Origin of the sequence: Congzhengia minquanensis, from assembly GCF_014384785.1 — a bacterium.
Classification (GTDB): Bacteria; Bacillota; Clostridia; order UBA1381; family UBA9506; genus Congzhengia; species Congzhengia minquanensis.
In genome coordinates, this window is the sequence record NZ_JACRSU010000001.1 from 1006463 (window position 1) to 1025059 (window position 18597).

Below are 18597 nucleotides of genomic sequence, written 5' to 3' on the forward strand. Positions count from 1 at the left end.
TCCTTTTATTTTTTTGCGTCAGCCTAGAAATACAATGGGAACATATGCCGCCATTGCCTTTCCCGGCGAGGTAATTTCCACAATTACTTTGTTCACCGGCTCTAACCGTTCTCCGGCGGTAATGGTCACGCTCCACACCGCGCTGCCCGTGTCTGTAAATCCAGTCACGTCGCCATGTGCCACATGAATGCATTTTTCGTAAGCCGAAGCGGTAAAGCCCTCTGGCAGAATTGGTTTAAAATAAAAATTTCTGGGATCGGGAAACCGATTCTTGATGGTAATATAGGCGGTTAGCGACTCGCCCTCTTTTATCTGCGGTTTCGCTGCAAACGACACATACATCTGTGCGTAAACAACGTCTGCCCCAAAATAAGAATATGGCTTGTAAAATTCAAGCTCTTTCATTGCATGCTTTGCTTTTTTGTTGTCCTCTTCGTCAGACAGGTCTGTGGCCCCGTTTGAAATTGCGGCGTCAATCCAGTGGGCTTTCATTACAGCCGGAATCATTTTCATTACACGTTCGGTCAGCTCAGAGCAGGTGGCAGGCGCTTTCCAGCAAGATGCGTCGATTGCCTTTGTCACAATGCCGTCTCCGATATACTCGCTCCAATCAGCCGGAACGCCCTCACTTCCGTATAAAATACCCAAAAACGCCCCCACGGTTGCACCTGTGCAGTCGGTGTCGTCGCCGCAGTTGATGGCATAGATCATAGACTTTTTAAAGTCCCCCTCACCGTAAATTAGCCCCAACACGGTAAAACCGATGTTGGCAGGCGCCTGAAACCAGCCCAGATCCTCACTGTCTTTCACCAGAAGCTCTCTGGTCTTTCTGTAGTCAACCCCTTTGTCGAAAGAAGTTAAAACCAGGCGAACACTTCTCGCTACGCGGGAGTCTGCCGGTATAAAAGAAAGGGCCTGTTCAATCAGTTCCCGAATTTCCCCTCCGCGGAATGCCAGACTGTCCAGCGCAGCGGTGAACCACTCGGCATAGGTTCCCTCACTCATACCATGGTCTACCGATGCGTCCATCTGCGCATATTTTACCGCAATCTCCGGGAAACCCGGCGCCATGCACGCCCACACCTCAGAGCGTATCCATGCGCCGTTAGACGTCTTCCATTTGCTGTTATGAATTTCGCCGGAAAGCGGCGGCAGCAGCCCCGCCCGCAGGTTTGATTTTCCCACGCCATATTCGTTCCATTCCGGCGGAATATATTTGAGCCAATATTCCCCCAGCACATTGGCGTTCATCTGATATGGTCCATATTCCTCCATGGCCACCAGCCAGATGAGCTGCAAATCCAAATCGTCATTGGGCAGAATAACGCCTTTGTCTGTGACAAATCCGGAAATATCGTTCATTTCGCGCTTGCCTTCATAGGGCGTTCCCATGGTGCCGCCAATGTTTTTGCCCACCCAGCAGGCGTGGATTTTGTCCCGCAGTTCTGCTTCGTTATACGTTATCATTGTTTTTCCCTCCATAAAAAAATAACTTCTTTTTCTGTTTTTCATCATATCAAAAGAAGTTATTCTTGGCAAGCGCAAAAATTTACTTAAATTTCGTATTCAATATTGACTTTTTTTCGATATTCCGCCGGCGACATGCCGGTTTTTTCCCGAAATTTTTTATAAAACAGCGTTTTGTTGGTATATCCCACGCCCAGGCTGATTTCCTCCACGCTTTTGTGGGAATGGAGCAGCAGGCCGCAGGCCCGCTTGATTCTGTTTTCGTGAATAAATTCTGTGATGGTCATGCCGCTGTAGGCCTTAAACATTCTGCAGAAATAGGAGGGATTGTAAAAACATTGCTCCGACAGCTCGGTTAAAGACAGCTTTTGGGTGCAGTTCTCTTCAATATATTGAATTAAGTCTCCAATTTTATTTCTCGTGTCTCCCGGCTGCACCCCGCCAAACGCCGCCATTTTCCGAAACACGTAGGTTAACAGTATCATCAGGTAAGACTGAAGCACCGTTCCCGTTCCGTTTTCCTTGTGTTCATATTCCCGCAGCATGGCGAACAAACAGGATTCAACCTCCGCCATCTCACCGCCTGAAAAGCGCACCACAGGGCTTTCCTCTCCAACGGTTTCACGAAAATCCTCAAAGGCGGTGAGCGTCAGCATTTGCATGGCGTTGTCCGCATTAATCAGCTCGCTGGAAATAAAGCCGGGCTTTAAATAAATATTATAATATTCCATGCCCTTATCCGTGGTAAACGCATGGGTGTGGTTTAAATTGATAAAGAGCATGTCGCCGCGCATAACGGAATATTTTTTTCCGTCAATATACTGATGTCCCCTGCCCCCAGCGATATACACCAGTTCAACAAAGTCGTGAATGTGAATTTCTTCGTTATGGGCTGGATGAAACACCACGGCGATGTTCTCGTTTTCACAAAATACGTGGTTTTCCGTGTAGTGATGCATTGCTTTCCTTTCCGCCGCTGAAAAGGACAAGCACTCCTTTTCACCGCAGCATTTATCTTTCTGAAGAGCATAGTTTAAACATTTTTAAATAAACAAACTTCGATACAGAAAAAAATTTGACCGTCGTCATAAAAACTAGGGGAGGCTCCCCATGGGATAAACCTCCTTATGCGGTTTATCCGACTTTACAGTCCTTTCAAAATCCGGTATGAACTGCGCGCATGTTCCTCTTCATTCAGCTTCATCACGCAGCTGAGCAATATCAGGCCTTTGAACACTAAAATTCGTGCTATATGCTTCATGCTGGAAGCTCCGCCAAAATCCCTGCCCGGAAACATTTTTTGTGAGGCACGAAAGGCCAATTTCTTCTACCCCCAGATGCTTCATTAACAACCTTACCGCCTCTCGTCCATATCCTCGGCGTCTGTATATTCGACAAATAAAGAAATGCCGCAACCACCTTTCAGACACATCAATCAGCGCATAACCGATAGTTTCTCCATTTAACTTGAACACAAATCCCGTATAGGTATCCCCTTGCAACCAATGATACATACGGCTTTCCAGTTGTGGATCTGCCATTGTGCTGTCGTCACCGCCGTCGTCAATTAATTGCCGATTCATCAAAGCCAACACAGGACAATCGGCAGGCGTTGCTTGCTCAATCGTTATCATCTTATTTTCACACAGCATTTACACGTCACCCTCTCCTAATTCATTTCTACTAAATGCGGGGCTATAACCATACCTCCTCCGATAGCGCAGGCAAAAATAGCTTACGTCGTCAAATCCGCTTTGCCGGGCGCACTCCGCCACCTTCAGTTTCCCATTGCTTTTTAAAAGGGACTGTGCATGGGAAAGGCGCATATCCATAATTTTTTCAAACGCCGTCATGTTCCAGCGAAGCTTTGCCATGCGGCAGAATTTCGATTTGGAAAAGCCTGTTATCTGCACCAAATCGTCCAGCGTAATCTTTTCTGAAAAATTGCGGATCATGTAAAGCTCTGCTCTGTCCATTGCGGTTTCTTCCGTTGTCGCGTTGCTTCTGAAAAACTCAATGATAATGCGGTAAATCATGGTAGACATTACGGTTTCCCGGTGCTTTCCAAAATATTCTACACTTAGCTCCTTTAAGAGTGCAAGAAAGTTTTCCATGTCTGCCTGGCTGCACACCAAATAGCCGCGGACGCCAAAATGCTGGCGGATTGCGGCAAGCGCATCTCCCCGGAAGGTTACCCACGCCGTTTTAAACGCGCCGCTAAAGCCACGATATGCGTGAGGCACATTATTTTCAAAATAAACGGCGCTTCCGGGCTTTAAGGAAAACCGCTTTCCCTCGCAGCAAAACACGCCCTCGCCGCTTAAAACCAGCATAATTTGGTCAGAATCAAACCCATTTGGCCGAAATACTTCTTCCTGTTCGTGCTCACAGCAGATAGACGTAAAATAAAGCGGCAGATTTGCAATGGACTGTGTTACCATAAAACATCACCCAATGTGTAATATATTCATATTCAAAAACACCATTTTCATATTTACAAGGCTTTTATCGTGTTCTATAATAATATTGTAGCATGTTTTTTTTGAAAATCAAGAAGGAGCGACGAAAAATGAATAAATTTAAACCGACTTTTCCCGATTATCCCCACTTTTTACACGGCGGGGACTACAACCCCGAACAGTGGCGGGACACGCCCGAAATTTGGGACGAGGACATGCGGCTGATGAAATTGGCAAACTGCAACGAAATGACCATGGGTATTTTCTCCTGGGCGGAGCTTGAGCCGCAGGAAGGCGTGTTCGATTTTTCTGTTTTAGACACCTTAATGGATAAAATCTATCAAAACGGCGGGAGGGTAATTCTTGCCACGCCCTCCGGTGCGCGCCCCCACTGGCTGGCAGACAAATATCCTGAGGTGCTGCGCAAAAATGAGGATTTTGTGAACGAACATTTCCGCACAAGGCACAACCACTGCCCCTCCTCCCCGGTGTACCGTGAAAAGGTGCGCATCATAAACGAAACGCTTGCCCGGCGCTATGCCGGCCACCCGGCGCTAATCGGCTGGCACCTTTCCAACGAATATGGCGGCGCGTGCTACTGCGAACAATGCGCTGAAAAGTTCCGCGAATGGTTAAAACAAAAATATGGCTCCATTGAGGAGTTAAACCGCCGCTGGTGGACGCGGTTTTGGAGCCATCGCTGCGATTCATTCGAGCAAATTGAGCCGCCCATGCCAAGGGTTGGCGAAACATGCGTTCACGGCCTGAATTTAGACTGGAAACGGTTTGTCAGCGACATTACCGTTGATTTTATGAAAGCAGAAATTAAGGCGGTGCGCGCCTTTTCTGACAAACCCGTCACCACAAACTGCATGGGCTTTTACCAGGGGCTGAATTACCGCGACTTTGCAAAAGAACTGGACTTTTTCTCCAACGACACCTATCCCTTCTGGGGTGCGGGCACGAAGCAAACGGCAGAAGATATCGGCTTTCTTTCCGATTATTGCCGCGGCATGAAGCAGGGCCAGCCCTTTATCACCATGGAGAGCGCGCCGGGCATTAACATTGGCGGCATGAATTTTAAAAAGGTGAAATCAAACGGCCAGCAGCTGTTGGAGGCTGTGAAAATGGTTGCCCACGGTTCCGACTCTATTCTATATTTTCAGTGGAGGAAAGGCCGCGGCGCGTGGGAAAAGTTTCACGGCGCGGTGGTTGACCACTACGGCAAGGAAGACACACGTGTTTTTCAAAACGTTTCTAAAGTGGGCGAAATTTTGCAAAAATTAGACGGCGTTGTTGGCACAGGCGTGAAAAGCGACGTAGCCATCACCTTTGACATGGAAACCCTGTGGGCGTTAAACGGCAGCGCGGCCACCGGCGGCTGGAGCGACGATTACAACGGATATCGGAAATGTGCCGCGGCATTTTACAATGCGTTTTATGAAAGCAACATTCCAACAGACGTAATTGGTTATGAAGACGATTTTTCAAAATATAAAGTTGTGGTGCTCACTGTGCCATACCTCATGACAAAATCCTTGGCGGATAAATTGAAAAACTATGTGAAAGGCGGCGGCATTCTCATTTCAACTTATCTTACCGCAGTTGCCGACAGCACAGACTTGTGCTATTTAGGCGGCGTTCCCGGGGCGGGCCTTTCTGATTTGTTCGGCCTCAGGGTAGACGAGGTGGACTCCTATCAAAATCCCAGCGTGGACGGGCTGCATCACAACTGCAAAAATGCCGTGTCCTACAGCGGTAAGACATATCCGCTTTCCGGTATTGCGGAAATTATCGTTCCCCAAACGGCACATGCCGTCGCACACTATACCGGCGATTTTTATGCAGGCACCGGCGCCCTGTTTGAAAACAGCTTTGGCGCCGGCAAGGCCTATTATATGGGATTTGAGCAGGAGGGAGAACTTCAGAAAGCTCTCGTTAAAGCATTGATTGCCGAACTTGGCTTAAATGCTCCTATGAATATAACGTGTGACAGCGGTGTATGCATCAGAAAACGGGAGGGCGACGGGGAAAATTATTATTTTGTTATAAACGAATCGGACGAAGAAAAGAACATAACCCTCGACAAGACATATCGAAACGTGTTAACCGGAGAAGCTGTTTCCGGAAAGCAAACGCTTTCCGCCTGTGGATTTCTTATTTTAACAGACAGTTAAAAAAAGCACCCAATATTGGGTGCCTTTTTTCTTGATTATTTAAAATATTCAACTGCAGCTTCAAACATACCCATATCAAACTTGCCCGGAACGTTTTTGTAAAGCCCGTTTCCAATTCGTTCAGAGTGCCCCATTTTACCGAACACTCTTCCGTCGGGGGAGGTAATTCCCTCAATGGCAAGAACGGAGCCGTTGGGGTTAAACAAAATATCCGTGGTGGCGTTGCCGTCTAAGTCAACATACTGGGTTGCAATCTGTCCGTTTGCAATCATTTTCTGCAAAACCTCATCGCTTGCGATGAACCTGCCTTCGCCGTGAGAAATTGGCACAGTATAAACGTCGCCCACATTGGTTTTCGATAGCCACGGGGACTTATTCGACGCAATTCTCGTGCGCACCAGTCTGGACTGGTGGCGGCCAATGGTGTTATATGTTAATGTGGGGCAGGTTTCGTCTGTGTCTATAATTTCGCCGAACGGCACCAGTCCCAGCTTAATAAGCGCCTGAAACCCGTTGCAAATGCCGCAAATCAGGCCGTCGCGCTGGTTTAACAGGTTGCTTATTTCCTGCTTAATGACCGCATTTCTCATAAACGCAGTGATGAATTTGCCCGAACCGTCTGGCTCGTCGCCGCCGGAAAATCCGCCGGGAACAAACATAATTTGTGAGGTCGACAGTTTCTTCGCAAAAGCATCGGTAGATTCCGACACCGCCTGAGGCGTTAAGTTTTTAATCACAAAAATGTCGGCCTCTGCACCTGCGGTTTCCAATGCCTTTGCCGTGTCATACTCACAGTTGGTGCCCGGGAACACCGGAATTAAAACTTTTGGTCTTGCCATTTTTATTTTAGGCGACACTCTGTTTTCCGCCATATAAGAAATGTTGTCGAGCTGTTCTGCTTTCCCATCTGTTTGGCTGGGGAAAATAGGCTCTAAGGTCTCCTCATAGCTTTTTAAAAGCTCTGCGCCGGAAACGGTTTCGTTTTTTAACTGAATTTCAAACGCGTCTATTGTTTCGCCAAGCACTTCGCCTACAGAGACAGCCCCATCAAGCTCTAAAACAAACGCGCCGTAACAGTAGGAGAAAATGTCTTCTAATGTCACGCTGTCTGCAAACCGAAACCCTATGGAGTTGCCCAAACACATTTTCAGCACCGCTTCTGCAACGCCGCCCAAGCCCGGGGTGTAGGCCGCTTTCACGCTGCCCTGCCGCACAAGCTCCGACACCGTTTCATAAATTGCTTTTACGCTGGCGGCCTTCGGCAGGCCGTTTTCGTCATAGTCCGGCTTGAGCAGCGCCACTTTGTGGCCCGCTGCCTTAAATTCCGGCGAAATAATATTGTTTGTGCTTTCCGTTGTTACTGCAAACGAAACCAGTGTGGGCGGAACGTCAATGTCCTCAAAGCTTCCGCTCATGGAATCCTTTCCGCCAATGGCCGCAATTTCAAAATCGAGCTGGGCACGGAATGCGCCCAACAGCGCCGCAAGGGGCTTGCCCCAGCGTTTTTGGTCCTTCATCGGCTTTTCAAAATATTCCTGGAATGTAAGATAAACATCGCTAAACGAAGCACCTGTGGCAATGAGCTTGGAAACTGACTCAACCACTGCAAGATACGCGCCGTGGTATGGGCTCTTTTCCGAAATAAACGGATTATAGCCCCACGCCATCAGCGAGCATGTATCTGTGTGGCCATGCTCTACCGCCACCTTGTGCACCATGGCCTGAATGGGCGTGAGCTGCCTTTTGCCGCCAAAGGGCATTAAAACGGTGTTAGCACCGATTGTGGAGTCGAACCGCTCAGAAAGCCCGCGCTTTGAGCAGATGTTTAAATCCCCCGACAAGGCCAGCAGACTTTCAGAGAATCCGTCCTTGATATAATTTGTCTGATATGATTTTGGTGCAGCAGGCTCAATGTCAATGTGCTTTTCCGCGCCGTTGGAATTTAAAAATTCCCTGGATATATCAATTATTTTTTTACCGTTCCAGTTTAACACCAGCCTGGGTTCTGCCGTTACATATGCAACCTGGGTCGCTTCTAAATTTTCTTTTTCTGCAAGGGCAATAAAACGGGAAACGTCTTCTTTTGCAACTACAACCGCCATTCTCTCCTGAGATTCGCTGATGGCAAGCTCCGTGCCGTCTAACCCCTCATACTTTTTAGGCACCTTGTTTAGGTCAACACAAATACCGTCTGCCAGTTCGCCGATGGCAACCGAAACGCCGCCGGCGCCAAAGTCGTTGCAGCGTTTAATGAGCAGGGACGCCTCTTTGTTTCGGAACAGACGCTGAAGCTTGCGTTCTTCCGGCGCGTTGCCCTTTTGCACCTCTGCGCCGCAGCTTTCCAGCGACTGCACATTGTGAGATTTTGATGAACCTGTCGCACCGCCGCAGCCGTCGCGTCCAGTTCTGCCGCCCAGCAGAATAATGCAGTCCCCTGGCACGGGGCACTCGCGGCGGACATTTTCAGCCGGTGCCGCGCCAACCACCGCACCAATTTCCATTCGTTTTGCCACATAGCCGTCGTGATAAATTTCGTCCACTTGTCCGGTTGCAAGCCCAATCTGGTTGCCGTAGGAGCTATACCCCGCCGCAGCAGTGGTTACAATTTTACGCTGGGGCAGCTTTCCCTCAATGGTTTCTTTTACAGGCTTTAACGGATTTGCCGCGCCCGTTACGCGCATGGCGCTGTAAACATAGCTGCGGCCGGAAAGCGGGTCACGGATTGCGCCGCCAATGCAGGTGGCCGCGCCGCCAAAGGGTTCAATTTCCGTGGGGTGGTTATGGGTTTCGTTCTTAAACAATAACAGCCACTTTTCTGTTTTGCCGTTCACGTTCACGTCCATTTTCACTGTGCAGGCGTTAATTTCTTCCGACTCGTCCAGCTGCTCCAGTTTGCCCTGCTTTTTTAAATATTTCACCGCAAGAGTGGCAATGTCCATCAAATTAACGGGTTTTGTTCTGCCCAGTTCTTTTCTGACGTTTAAATATTGATTATATGTATCCTCTAACAGCTTATCATGAAACTTTACGCTGTCAATCGTGGTTAAAAACGTGGTGTGGCGGCAGTGATCCGACCAATAGGTGTCAATCATTTTAATTTCCGTAATGGTGGGGTCGCGGTGTTCGCCGCTGAAATAGCTTTGGCAGAACTTGATGTCGTCTAAGTCCATCGCCAGGCCGTTTTCGGCCATAAAGTCTGAAAGCTCTGTTTCGTTAAAATTGCAAAAGCCGGAAATTACGCTTACTTCGGTGGGAATATCATAGTTCGCGGCCAGCGTTTCCGGCTTTTTGAAAGAAGCTTCGCGGCTTTCCACCGGGTTGATTACATATTTTTTTACCGCGCTAACATCTTCGGCGGAAAGGTTGCCATATAAAAGATAAACCTTCGCCGTGCGGATTAAGGGACGTTCCTTTTGCGAAATCAGCTGAATGCACTGCGCCGCAGAGTCCGCCCGCTGGTCGAACTGTCCCGGCAGGAATTCCACTGCAAAGGAAACATCTGCATCGTTATCTAAATCGTTTGTCACAACGTCTAACTGCGGCTCGGAAAACACCGTGCTTTTGCAGTATTCAAACAAATCTTCTTCAATGTTTTCCACATCATAACGATTTAAAATCCGCACCTTTTCAATGCCTTTTATTAAAAGAAGCTTCTTTAAATCGTCACGCAGTGTGTTGGCCTCATGGGCAAGAGCTTCCTTTTTTTCCACATAAATTCTATATACCATTTTTATACCTCCAACGCCTTTTTCCCAATGTCGCGTCTGAAATAAGCATTTTCAAACTGCACCGTTTCGGCTAATGCATAGGCTTTGTCAATTGCGGGTTTTAGGCTTTCTGCCACGGCGGTAACGCCCAGTACCCGTCCGCCGGATGTTACGAGCTTTCCGTCCTCTATCGCCGCACCGGCAACATAAATTAGCTCCCCCTCCGGCATGGTAATTTCAAAGCCTTTTTCGTAATGGCCGGGGTATCCGTCTGAGGCCAAAATCACACAGCACGCCGCGCCATCTGAAAATTCAACGTCACAGTTTGAAAGTGTTCCTTCCCGCACACTTTTCATAATTTTTAGCAAGTCGCTTTTTAAAAGGGGCAGCACCACCTGGGTTTCCGGGTCGCCGAACCGGCAGTTATATTCAATTACCTTCGGCCCGTCCGGGGTCAGCATTAGGCCAAAATATAAACAGCCGCGGAACGTTCTGCCCTCTTTGTTCATGGCTTCAATGGTGGGAAGAAAAATTGTTTTCATGCAGAGGTCGGCAACCTCTTTGGTGTAATAAGGATTGGGCGCAACCGTGCCCATTCCGCCTGTGTTTAAACCCTTATCGCCGTCCTTGGCGCGTTTGTGGTCCATGGAAGACGCCATGGGCACAACGGTTTTTCCGTCTGTAAACGACAGCACCGAAACCTCGGGGCCGGTTAAAAATTCTTCAATTACAATGTTAGAGCCGCTTTCGCCGAACACCTTGTCCTCCATCATAGACCGAACCGCCGCTTTCGCGTCATCCCTTGTTTCCGCAATGATAACGCCTTTTCCCAGTGCAAGGCCGTCTGCCTTAATAACGGTGGGGATTGGCGCAGTGTCTAAATAACGAAGGGCCGCGTCCACGTCTGAAAACACCTCATATGCCGCCGTGGGAATATGATATTTTTTCATCAGATTTTTTGCAAACACCTTGCTCCCCTCAATGATGGCCGCCTTAGCCTCCGGTCCGAAGCAGGGCACGCCGGCTTTTTCCAGTTCGTCCACCGCGCCTAAAACCAGCGGGTCGTCAGGGGCAACAACCGCAAACTCTATTTTTTCCTGTTTTGCAAAGGCCACAATTTTGTCAATCTCTTTTGCGCCGATGTCTACACACGTTGCATCTTTTGCAATTCCGCCGTTTCCGGGAAGGGCAAAAATTTCTGTTACCGCGTCGCTCTCGGCCAGTTTTTTTATAATGGCGTGCTCTCTGCCGCCGCCGCCAACTACCATAACTTTCATGGATTTTCCGCCTTTCTATATGCAAGATGAAGTCACCCCGCTTAGTTCGCGAAGTGACTTTATTTTTTAATGGTGGAACAGCCTCATGCCTGTAAACGCCATTGCCATGTTATATTTGTTGCAAACCTCAATGACGTTATCGTCCCGGATGGAGCCGCCTGGTTCAGCAATGTAAGTTACGCCGCTTTTTGCAGCGCGCTCAATGTTGTCGCCAAAGGGGAAAAAGGCATCGCTGCCCAATGCCACGCCGCTGATGGTGGAAAGATAGGCTCTTTTTTCTTCTTTCGTAAACACTTCGGGCTTGTGGCTGAACAAGTGCTCCCAATTGCCGTCGGTTAACAAATCCTCATAGTCATCTGAAATGTAAACGTCGATGGCGTTATCCCTGTCAGGGCGTTTCACGCCGGGCAAAAACGGAAGGTTTAAAACCTTATCGTGCTGCCGCAGATGCCAGTTGTCGGCCTTCGAGCCGGCCAGGCGCGTGCAGTGAATTCTAGACTGCTGCCCCGCCCCAACGCCAATCGCCTGGCCTTGCGCTGCAAAGCACACAGAATTGGACTGGGTGTATTTCAGCGTTATCAGCGATATAATCAAATCCCGCACGGCATCTTCCGGCATATTTTTGTTCTCCGTAACAATATTCTCTAATAACGTACGGTCAATTTTAAATTCGTTTCTTCCCTGCTCAAAGGTTATGCCATAAACCTGTTTGCGCTCAACGGGATCGGGTTTAAAGCCGGGATCAATTTGAATGATATTATAATTCCCTTTTCGTTTTCCTTTTAATATTTCCAACGCCTCCGGCTCGTAGCCCGGCGCGATAATTCCATCCGATACTTCTCGCGCTATCAGTTTTGCTGTTGTGACGTCACACACGTCGCTCAATGCAATAAAATCGCCGAAAGAGGACATTCTGTCTGTTCCTCTTGCCCGCGCATAGGCTGTTGCCAGGGGGGAATCGTCAAGCCCCTCCACATCGTCTACAAAGCAGGCCTTTTTTAGTTTTTCCGGCATTTTTATACCGACTGCCGCAGAGGTGGGGCTCACATGCTTAAATGATGTTGCCGCACACATACCTGTAGCTTCTTTAATTTCTTTAACCAGCTGCCAGCTGTTAAACGCATCTAAAAAATTAATATATCCCGGCCGGCCGCTTAAAATTTCAATGGGCAGCTCGCTTCCATCTTGCATAAAAATTTTGGCCGGCTTCTGGTTGGGGTTACAGCCGTATTTTAATTCAAATTCTTTCAATTTTGCTGCCTCCTTAACTGTTTTTGTTGATTAACCGGTTTTCGGTTTTCCCGGTTTCAATGTCTATGTAACGCACATAAAGAGAAATTTTGTTTTCCTCATTTAAATTGCTCCAGAGGCTGTTTGTCAGCTCGTCAATGCTGTCGGGAATTTCCACCCGCTCCGGCTCACCGCAGAACGTAGGAATGGGCGTTCCGTCGCACATGTAGGTGTGGATAAAATGGCCCAATCCATCGTCCGGTTCATAAGAAAAGGTAAACCGGTTGCAGCCTGCGCCGTCAGGCGTGCTGCTTTTTAAAATGCTCATTTCATAGGTAAACTCGCCCTCTTCAATCGTCACCATTCCGCTGATTCGGGGCGTAAAATTGGGGCAGTCCGGCTCAAACTCACGAACTTCCAATGCTTCCGAAAACCGTGCGCCCTGGGCCAGAAAGTCGTAAATGGTGTCTGTCTGGTCGCCGTTTGTAACAATGGTGTGGTTGTCGCAAACGCGGATCGGGGAATAGATGATTAACGACGGATCCTCCACTTTCGATTCGTCAAACGGATAAATGGTTACGCTGTCGCCTTCTTCGCGAAAAATGCGGTTGCGGCTGTTTTCGCTTCTGCCCATAATAAAATATGCAATTGCGGCTTTTTTCCCGTCTTTGCTTTTTCCAATTACAATGCCGCGGCCCACATAGGTGTTGTCGCGGATTAGCTCACCGATGTTGTTAATTTTATAAATGTTCATGAAATAAATCCTTTCTGCCTGCAAATTTTCTCTGAAACCTTTTCCGCCGCCTGGGGCAAAATGATCCACTCGGCCTGCTCCATTACACGCTTTTGCAAAATTTCCGGCGTGTCGCCGTCTTCAACCTCCACGGCCTTTTGCATGATGATTTTTCCGCCGTCACACACCTCGTTCACAAAATGAACCGTAGCCCCTGTTACCTTTACGCCGTAAGACAGCGCCGCCTCGTGAACATGCAGGCCGTAAAACCCCTTGCCGCAAAAGGATGGGATTAAGGAGGGGTGCACATTGATAATTCTGCTTGGAAACTGCGCGGTGAAGTTTTCGCTTAAAATGCTCATAAAGCCTGCAAGCACAATAAAATCTATCTTGTTTTCTTTCATAATTTCAGTAAGCCTTTCTTCAAAGGCCTGCTGAGAACCGCATTCTTTTTTGGTTACTGTAAAGGCCGGAATTCCGTTCTTCTCTGCTCGGGTCAGGGCATATGCCCCCGCCCTGTTGGATATCACTGCCTTTATCTCGCCGCTTTTTAAAACGCCGTTGCTTTGCGCATCAATTAAAGCCTGCAAATTGGTTCCGCCGCCGGAAACCAAAACCGCTATGTTCGCTTTTGTTAGCATATGGTCACACTTTCGTCGGATGCTACAATCTCTCCGATGATGTAAGCGTCCTCACCGTTCTCCTTTAAAATTTTAAGCGCACAATCAGCGTCATCGTTAGAAACTACAACACTCATGCCAACACCCATATTATAGGTGTTAAACATATCCCGCTCTGGAACGTTTCCTGTTTTGGCCAACAGGTCAAAAATCGGCAGAATGCGAATTGCGCTTTTTTCAATTTTTGCGCCGAAGCCTTTTGGAATACTTCTCGGAATATTCTCATAAAATCCGCCGCCGGTAATGTGGGAAACCGCTTTTACCGTAATTTTCTCAAACAGCGCCGTCATGGGTTTTACATAAATTTTTGTAGGCGTAAGCAGGGCCTCATCCAAAGATTTCCCGCCCAGTTCCGGTAATGGCTTAGTTAAGTCGTTGTTTTCCACGTCAAAAATGCGGCGCACCAGCGAAAATCCGTTTGAATGTACGCCGGAGGACGGCAGAGCAATGATCACATCGCCCTCTTTTATGGTTTTGTTGTTTAAAATTTTCTCTTTGTCTACAACGCCCACAGAAAATCCTGCCAAATCATACTCATCTTCCGGATAAAATCCGGGCATTTCGGCAGTTTCGCCGCCGATTAACGCACAGCCGGACTGAACGCAGCCCTCTGCTACGCCCTCCACAATCTGTGCGATTTTTTCAGGATAATTTTTGCCGCAGGCAATATAATCTAAGAAAAACAGAGGTTTTGCGCCGCAGCAAATAATGTCGTTTACACACATTGCCACGCAGTCAATTCCTACGGTGTTATGCTTGTCCTGCAAAAAGGCCATTTTCAGTTTGGTTCCCACTCCGTCCGTGCCGCTGACCAAAACGGGATTTTTTATCCCGGAAAGGTCCAATGAAAAAAGCCCTCCAAAACCGCCAATGTCAGACATTGCGTCGGCGGTCATCGTTCTTGCTATATGGTTTTTCATGAGCTCAACCGCTCTGTATCCAGCCGTGATGTCCACGCCGGCAGCCTTGTAGCTTTCACTCTGACTTTTTGTGTTCATAAACGTTGTCCTTTCTTTATCTAAAAATTATTTCTTTTTGCTTTCGCTGATTTTAGTTTCAAACTTGTCCTTGCAGGTAGAACAGGGCATTTCTGTGGGATAGTTTGCGTCGAAGCATGCGCTGCAATAGCCCTCGCCAAGCTTTGAGCCGATTAAAAGCGGTAAATGCTCCGTTTCTAAAAATCCCAGACTGTCCACGCCAATAATTTCTGCAATTTCTTCAACGGTGTGATTGCAGGCAATCAGCGAATCCCTGGAGGGAATGTCTGTTCCATAAAAGCAGGGGTTTAAAAACGGCGGCGCCGAAACCCGCATATGCACCTCTGTTGCGCCGGCTTCGCGAATCAGTTTAATAATTCTTGCACAGGTAGTGCCGCGCACGATGGAGTCGTCCACCAAGACAACCCGTTTTCCCTTAATGTTTTTTGAAATCACGTTTAATTTAATCCGCACCAAATCCTCCCGGGCAGACTGTCCGGGCGCAATAAATGTTCTTCCGATATATTTATTTTTAATCAGTCCAATGCCATAGGGAATTCCAGACTGTTGCGAATAGCCAATGGCCGCGTCAATGCCCGAATCCGGCACGCCAATTACAATGTCTGCGTCCGCAGGGTGTGAAAGCGCCAAGCAGTGGCCGGCCTTAAGCCGCGCGCCATGCACGCTCACGCCGTCGATAACAGAGTCTGGCCGTGCAAAGTAAATATATTCAAAAATGCAGGACCGCTTGGGGCTTTTCCCGCAGTGGTCTTTTAAGCTTTTCACGCCGTCTTTCGAAAAAACAACAATTTCACCGGGCTCAATGTCGCGAATCAGTTCCGCGCCCACAGAATCCAGCGCGCAGGTTTCCGAAGCAACAACAAAGCTTCCGTCCTCAGTTTTGCCGTAGCAAAGCGGATGAAAGCCAAATTCGTCCCGGGCCGCAATCATTTTAGAAGGCGACATCACAACCAAAGAGTATGCACCCTTAATTTTGCACATTGCACGGTTCACCGCTTCTTCAATCGACGGTGCAGTGAGACGTTCTTTTGTGACAATATAAGAAATCACTTCGGTGTCGCTGGTGGTGTGAAAAATGGAACCCTCCAGCTCTAAATCATGCCTGAGCTCATAAGAATTCACTAAGTTTCCGTTGTGTGCCAGCGCCATTCTGCCCTTCACATGGTTCACCACAATGGGCTGGGAGTTTAATCTGTCGTTGGTTCCCGTGGTGCCGTAGCGAACATGGCCCAAGGCCGCGTTGCCCAGGCCCAGCTTCTCAATCACCGGCTTGGTAAACACGTCGTTCACCAGGCCTAAATCCTTATAGGAATGAAACAGACCGTCGTCGTTCACTACAATGCCGCAGCTTTCCTGCCCCCTGTGCTGCAGGGCAAACAGCCCGTAGTAACAGGTGGAGGCAACGTCTTGCCTGTCCGGTGCAAAAATTCCAAATACTCCGCATTCTTCATGAAGCTTTCCCATACAAAATCTCCTTAAAAAAATATTTGCTGATTACTCACCCAAAAGGCGTTTTAAAATTTCGTTGTAAGCGTCTTCCACGCCGCCTAAATCTCTTCTGAAACGGTCCTTGTCCAGCTTCTCCCCGCTGACAGAATCCCAGAACCGGCAGGTATCAGGCGAAATTTCGTCAGCCAGCACGATTGTGCCGTCTTCTGTTTTGCCAAATTCCAGTTTAAAGTCAATCAGTTCAATGTTTGCGTCTTTTAAATAGTCGGTTAAAACCTGGTTCACTTTTAATGAATACTGCGCAATTAAGTCCAGTTCTTCTTTTGTGGCATATTCCATTGCTAAAATGTGATATTCGTTCACCATGGGGTCGCCCAGCTCATCGTCTTTATAACAATATTCTAAAACCGTGCGTTTCATTTTTGTGCCTTCTTCAAGCCCTAAACGCTTCGCCAGCGAACCTGCTGCAATGTTTCTTACAATAACCTCCAGCGGAACAATAGAAACCTTTTTCACCACGGTTTCGCGGTCAGACAATTCCTCCACAAAATGAGTGGGAATTCCGTTTTTCTCCAAAAGCTTCATCAAATGGTTTGTTACGCGGTTGTTAATGGCGCCCTTTCCCATAATTGTGCCTTTTTTCTGGCCGTTAAAAGCGGTGGCGTCGTCTTTGTAAGATACGATGCAGAACCGTTTGTCATCTGTTGCAAATACTTTTTTTGCCTTTCCTTCATACATCTGAACTGTTTTTTCCATGTCTATCTTCCTCCGTTAGTTTTGATATTCTTTTTCGATGGCCGCATTTTTCTCTAAAACCTTTTTTGCATTTTCCTCACGGCTTTTTAAAAGCTTGTCCGCAAGGGCTTTGTCTTCAACGCTTAAAATTTGAACGGCCAAAAGCGCCGCGTTCTGTGCGCCGTCAATGGCAACGGTGGCAACCGGAATTCCGCCGGGCATCTGGACGGTGGAAAGCAGGGCGTCAAGTCCGTCTAAAGTTGAAGATTTTACCGGAATTCCAATAACCGGAAGCGTCGTATTTGCAGCAATTGCGCCTGCCAGGTGCGCCGCCTTTCCTGCTGCGGCAATGATTGCACCAAAACCTTTCTCTCTTGCAGAAAGGGAAAAATCTCTTGCCTCTACCGGGGTTCTGTGTGCAGAAAACACATGCACTTCAAAGGGTACGCCAAAATTTTTTAACGTGTCTATCGCCTTAGACACCACGGGCAAATCGCTGTCGCTGCCCATAATCACTGCAACTTTTTTCATAACCAACTGCCTCCTTGCAATTTTGCTTTTAAAAGTAAACAGGGCGGTCCTATCTGTTTCGGATAGGACTGCCCAGACGGTCGACAAAAAATATTGTTTTTTGCTCCCCTGTGGTAGTCCACGCTCCGTCAGTTGCAAAAAACCGCTCCTTTTTTATACATAAATAAACGAATTATTCATAAATAAAACAAAATCTAACATTATCATTTTAACACTCAGAAAGGCCTGTGTCAAGGCGAATTAAAAAAATCAGAGAGTATGACAATTGGCTTTATTCGATACCGTCTTTTTATAGTAATTTTAAATAATCTATCTTCCGAAAACTTCCTTTATCCTCTCTGTAATCCGGTTTAAATCCTTTTCCTTCACTTCCTCTAACAGCAACGGAATGTACGGCTTTTTATCATTTAATAATTTTGCTAAAAATGCATAGTCCAGCTCGCCTTCTGTAGGCAGGGCATATTTTAAAGCGCCGTTTTCCACCGTAAAATCCTTTAAATGCACCACCGCAATGCGGTCGCCATAGAGGTCAAAAGCCGTTTGAAAAATTTCCCGCTGATTTTTGTAATTGGAATCATCTAAATAATTTACCGGGTCAAAAATGACAAAGATATTGGGCATATTAAGGTCGTCTAACATGCGCTCCATGGTTTGCGGCGAATGAATGGTAAAGATGCTCACCGCCTCAATTCCAATACACACGCCCAAATCCCGGGCATATTCTGCCAGTTCCCGCATAACAGACAGAAAATCCTGATAGTTCTCCTCCGAACGGTTTTTTTCGTGAAAGCTTCCGTCTAAATTTACAGAGCCGGTTTCCGTTCCTATCATGTCTGCACCCAAAAACTTTGCATATTTTATGTGCTCTTTAAACCGGTTTACCTGAACCTGCCGCTCTTGTTTGTCCGGGCAAACCGGATTAATGTAACACCCCAAAACGGATATGCTGATGTTATTTTTATCCAGCGCCTGCTTAATTTTTCGTGCTAAGCCCGGCGAGAACGCCCCGTCTTTTAAGCCTAAATTCGTAATCGATTTAAACAGCGCAAGCTGAATGGTGTGCTTGTCAAACTGCGCAAGCTTCTCCGACAACACCTCAATGTCGCCATATTCTAAATCGTGTGCTCTCATTCCTATCATTTGTAATCAACTTC

General features: G+C 47.6%; 15 protein-coding genes and 1 riboswitch. Of the genes, 1 reads left to right on the plus strand and 14 read right to left on the minus strand.

Annotation, left to right across the window (positions count from 1 at the left end; translation table 11 throughout):
- Positions 1 to 18: 18 nt before the first annotated feature.
- The 4 genes from H8698_RS04805 to H8698_RS04820 all read right to left on the minus strand — a co-directional run bounded on the left by H8698_RS04805 (position 19) and on the right by H8698_RS04820 (position 3908).
- Complete coding sequence (locus H8698_RS04805; RefSeq protein ID WP_249311384.1) at positions 19 to 1467, minus strand: ADP-ribosylglycohydrolase family protein; 1449 nt, start codon at positions 1465 to 1467, stop codon at positions 19 to 21.
- Between the two features lie 86 nt (positions 1468 to 1553).
- A complete protein-coding gene (locus H8698_RS04810) occupies positions 1554 to 2426 on the minus strand; it encodes an AraC family transcriptional regulator (protein ID WP_249311386.1) in 873 nt (290 codons plus the stop codon).
- Between the two features lie 231 nt (positions 2427 to 2657).
- Positions 2658 to 3119 (minus strand): GNAT family N-acetyltransferase, encoded by a 462-nt coding sequence (locus tag H8698_RS04815; RefSeq protein WP_249311388.1) that lies wholly within the window; start codon positions 3117 to 3119, stop codon positions 2658 to 2660.
- Positions 3120 to 3908 carry an AraC family transcriptional regulator gene (locus H8698_RS04820; protein ID WP_249311390.1) on the minus strand — a complete coding sequence of 263 codons (789 nt, stop codon included), beginning with the start codon at positions 3906 to 3908 and terminating at the stop codon, positions 3120 to 3122.
- Positions 3909 to 4036: 128 nt separating this feature from the next.
- Here H8698_RS04820 and H8698_RS04825 point away from each other — a divergent pair, with 128 nt between their 5' ends.
- The gene (locus H8698_RS04825; protein ID WP_249311391.1) at positions 4037 to 6103 is read left to right on the plus strand and encodes a beta-galactosidase; all 2067 of its coding nucleotides are present in this window, start codon (positions 4037 to 4039) and stop codon (positions 6101 to 6103) included.
- Between the two features lie 35 nt (positions 6104 to 6138).
- Here the strand turns inward: H8698_RS04825 and H8698_RS04830 are convergent, their stop codons facing one another.
- The 10 genes from H8698_RS04830 to H8698_RS04875 all read right to left on the minus strand — a co-directional run bounded on the left by H8698_RS04830 (position 6139) and on the right by H8698_RS04875 (position 18583).
- Complete coding sequence (locus H8698_RS04830; protein WP_249311392.1) at positions 6139 to 9831, minus strand: phosphoribosylformylglycinamidine synthase; 3693 nt, start codon at positions 9829 to 9831, stop codon at positions 6139 to 6141.
- A 2-nt stretch (positions 9832 to 9833) separates the two neighbouring features.
- Positions 9834 to 11087 carry a phosphoribosylamine--glycine ligase gene (purD, locus tag H8698_RS04835; protein ID WP_249311394.1) on the minus strand — a complete coding sequence of 418 codons (1254 nt, stop codon included), beginning with the start codon at positions 11085 to 11087 and terminating at the stop codon, positions 9834 to 9836.
- Positions 11088 to 11153: 66 nt separating this feature from the next.
- Positions 11154 to 12338, minus strand: a complete 1185-nt coding sequence (locus tag H8698_RS04840) for a phosphoribosylaminoimidazolecarboxamide formyltransferase (protein WP_249311397.1) — start codon at positions 12336 to 12338, stop codon at positions 11154 to 11156.
- A gap of 13 nt (positions 12339 to 12351) precedes the next feature.
- Positions 12352 to 13071 (minus strand): IMP cyclohydrolase, encoded by a 720-nt coding sequence (locus H8698_RS04845; protein ID WP_249311399.1) that lies wholly within the window; start codon positions 13069 to 13071, stop codon positions 12352 to 12354.
- Positions 13068 to 13691, minus strand: coding sequence for a phosphoribosylglycinamide formyltransferase (gene purN, locus H8698_RS04850; RefSeq protein WP_249311401.1), 624 nt, complete (start codon positions 13689 to 13691; stop codon positions 13068 to 13070). The genes H8698_RS04845 and purN overlap by 4 nt, the downstream gene beginning before the upstream one ends.
- On the minus strand, positions 13685 to 14728 hold the full coding sequence (purM, locus tag H8698_RS04855; protein WP_249311403.1) for a phosphoribosylformylglycinamidine cyclo-ligase: 1044 nt from the start codon (positions 14726 to 14728) through the stop codon (positions 13685 to 13687). The genes purN and purM overlap by 7 nt, the downstream gene beginning before the upstream one ends.
- A gap of 27 nt (positions 14729 to 14755) precedes the next feature.
- Positions 14756 to 16192 carry an amidophosphoribosyltransferase gene (purF, locus tag H8698_RS04860; protein ID WP_249311405.1) on the minus strand — a complete coding sequence of 479 codons (1437 nt, stop codon included), beginning with the start codon at positions 16190 to 16192 and terminating at the stop codon, positions 14756 to 14758.
- Positions 16193 to 16222: 30 nt separating this feature from the next.
- Positions 16223 to 16933: a phosphoribosylaminoimidazolesuccinocarboxamide synthase gene (purC, locus tag H8698_RS04865; protein ID WP_177681072.1), complete on the minus strand. Its 711-nt coding sequence runs from the start codon at positions 16931 to 16933 to the stop codon at positions 16223 to 16225.
- 15 nt (positions 16934 to 16948) lie between these two features.
- The gene (purE, locus tag H8698_RS04870; RefSeq protein ID WP_177681074.1) at positions 16949 to 17443 is read right to left on the minus strand and encodes a 5-(carboxyamino)imidazole ribonucleotide mutase; all 495 of its coding nucleotides are present in this window, start codon (positions 17441 to 17443) and stop codon (positions 16949 to 16951) included.
- Between the two features lie 63 nt (positions 17444 to 17506).
- A riboswitch (ZMP/ZTP riboswitch) is annotated at positions 17507 to 17589 on the minus strand.
- 163 nt (positions 17590 to 17752) lie between these two features.
- Complete coding sequence (locus tag H8698_RS04875; RefSeq protein ID WP_249311407.1) at positions 17753 to 18583, minus strand: sugar phosphate isomerase/epimerase family protein; 831 nt, start codon at positions 18581 to 18583, stop codon at positions 17753 to 17755.
- Positions 18584 to 18597 lie beyond the last annotated feature (14 nt).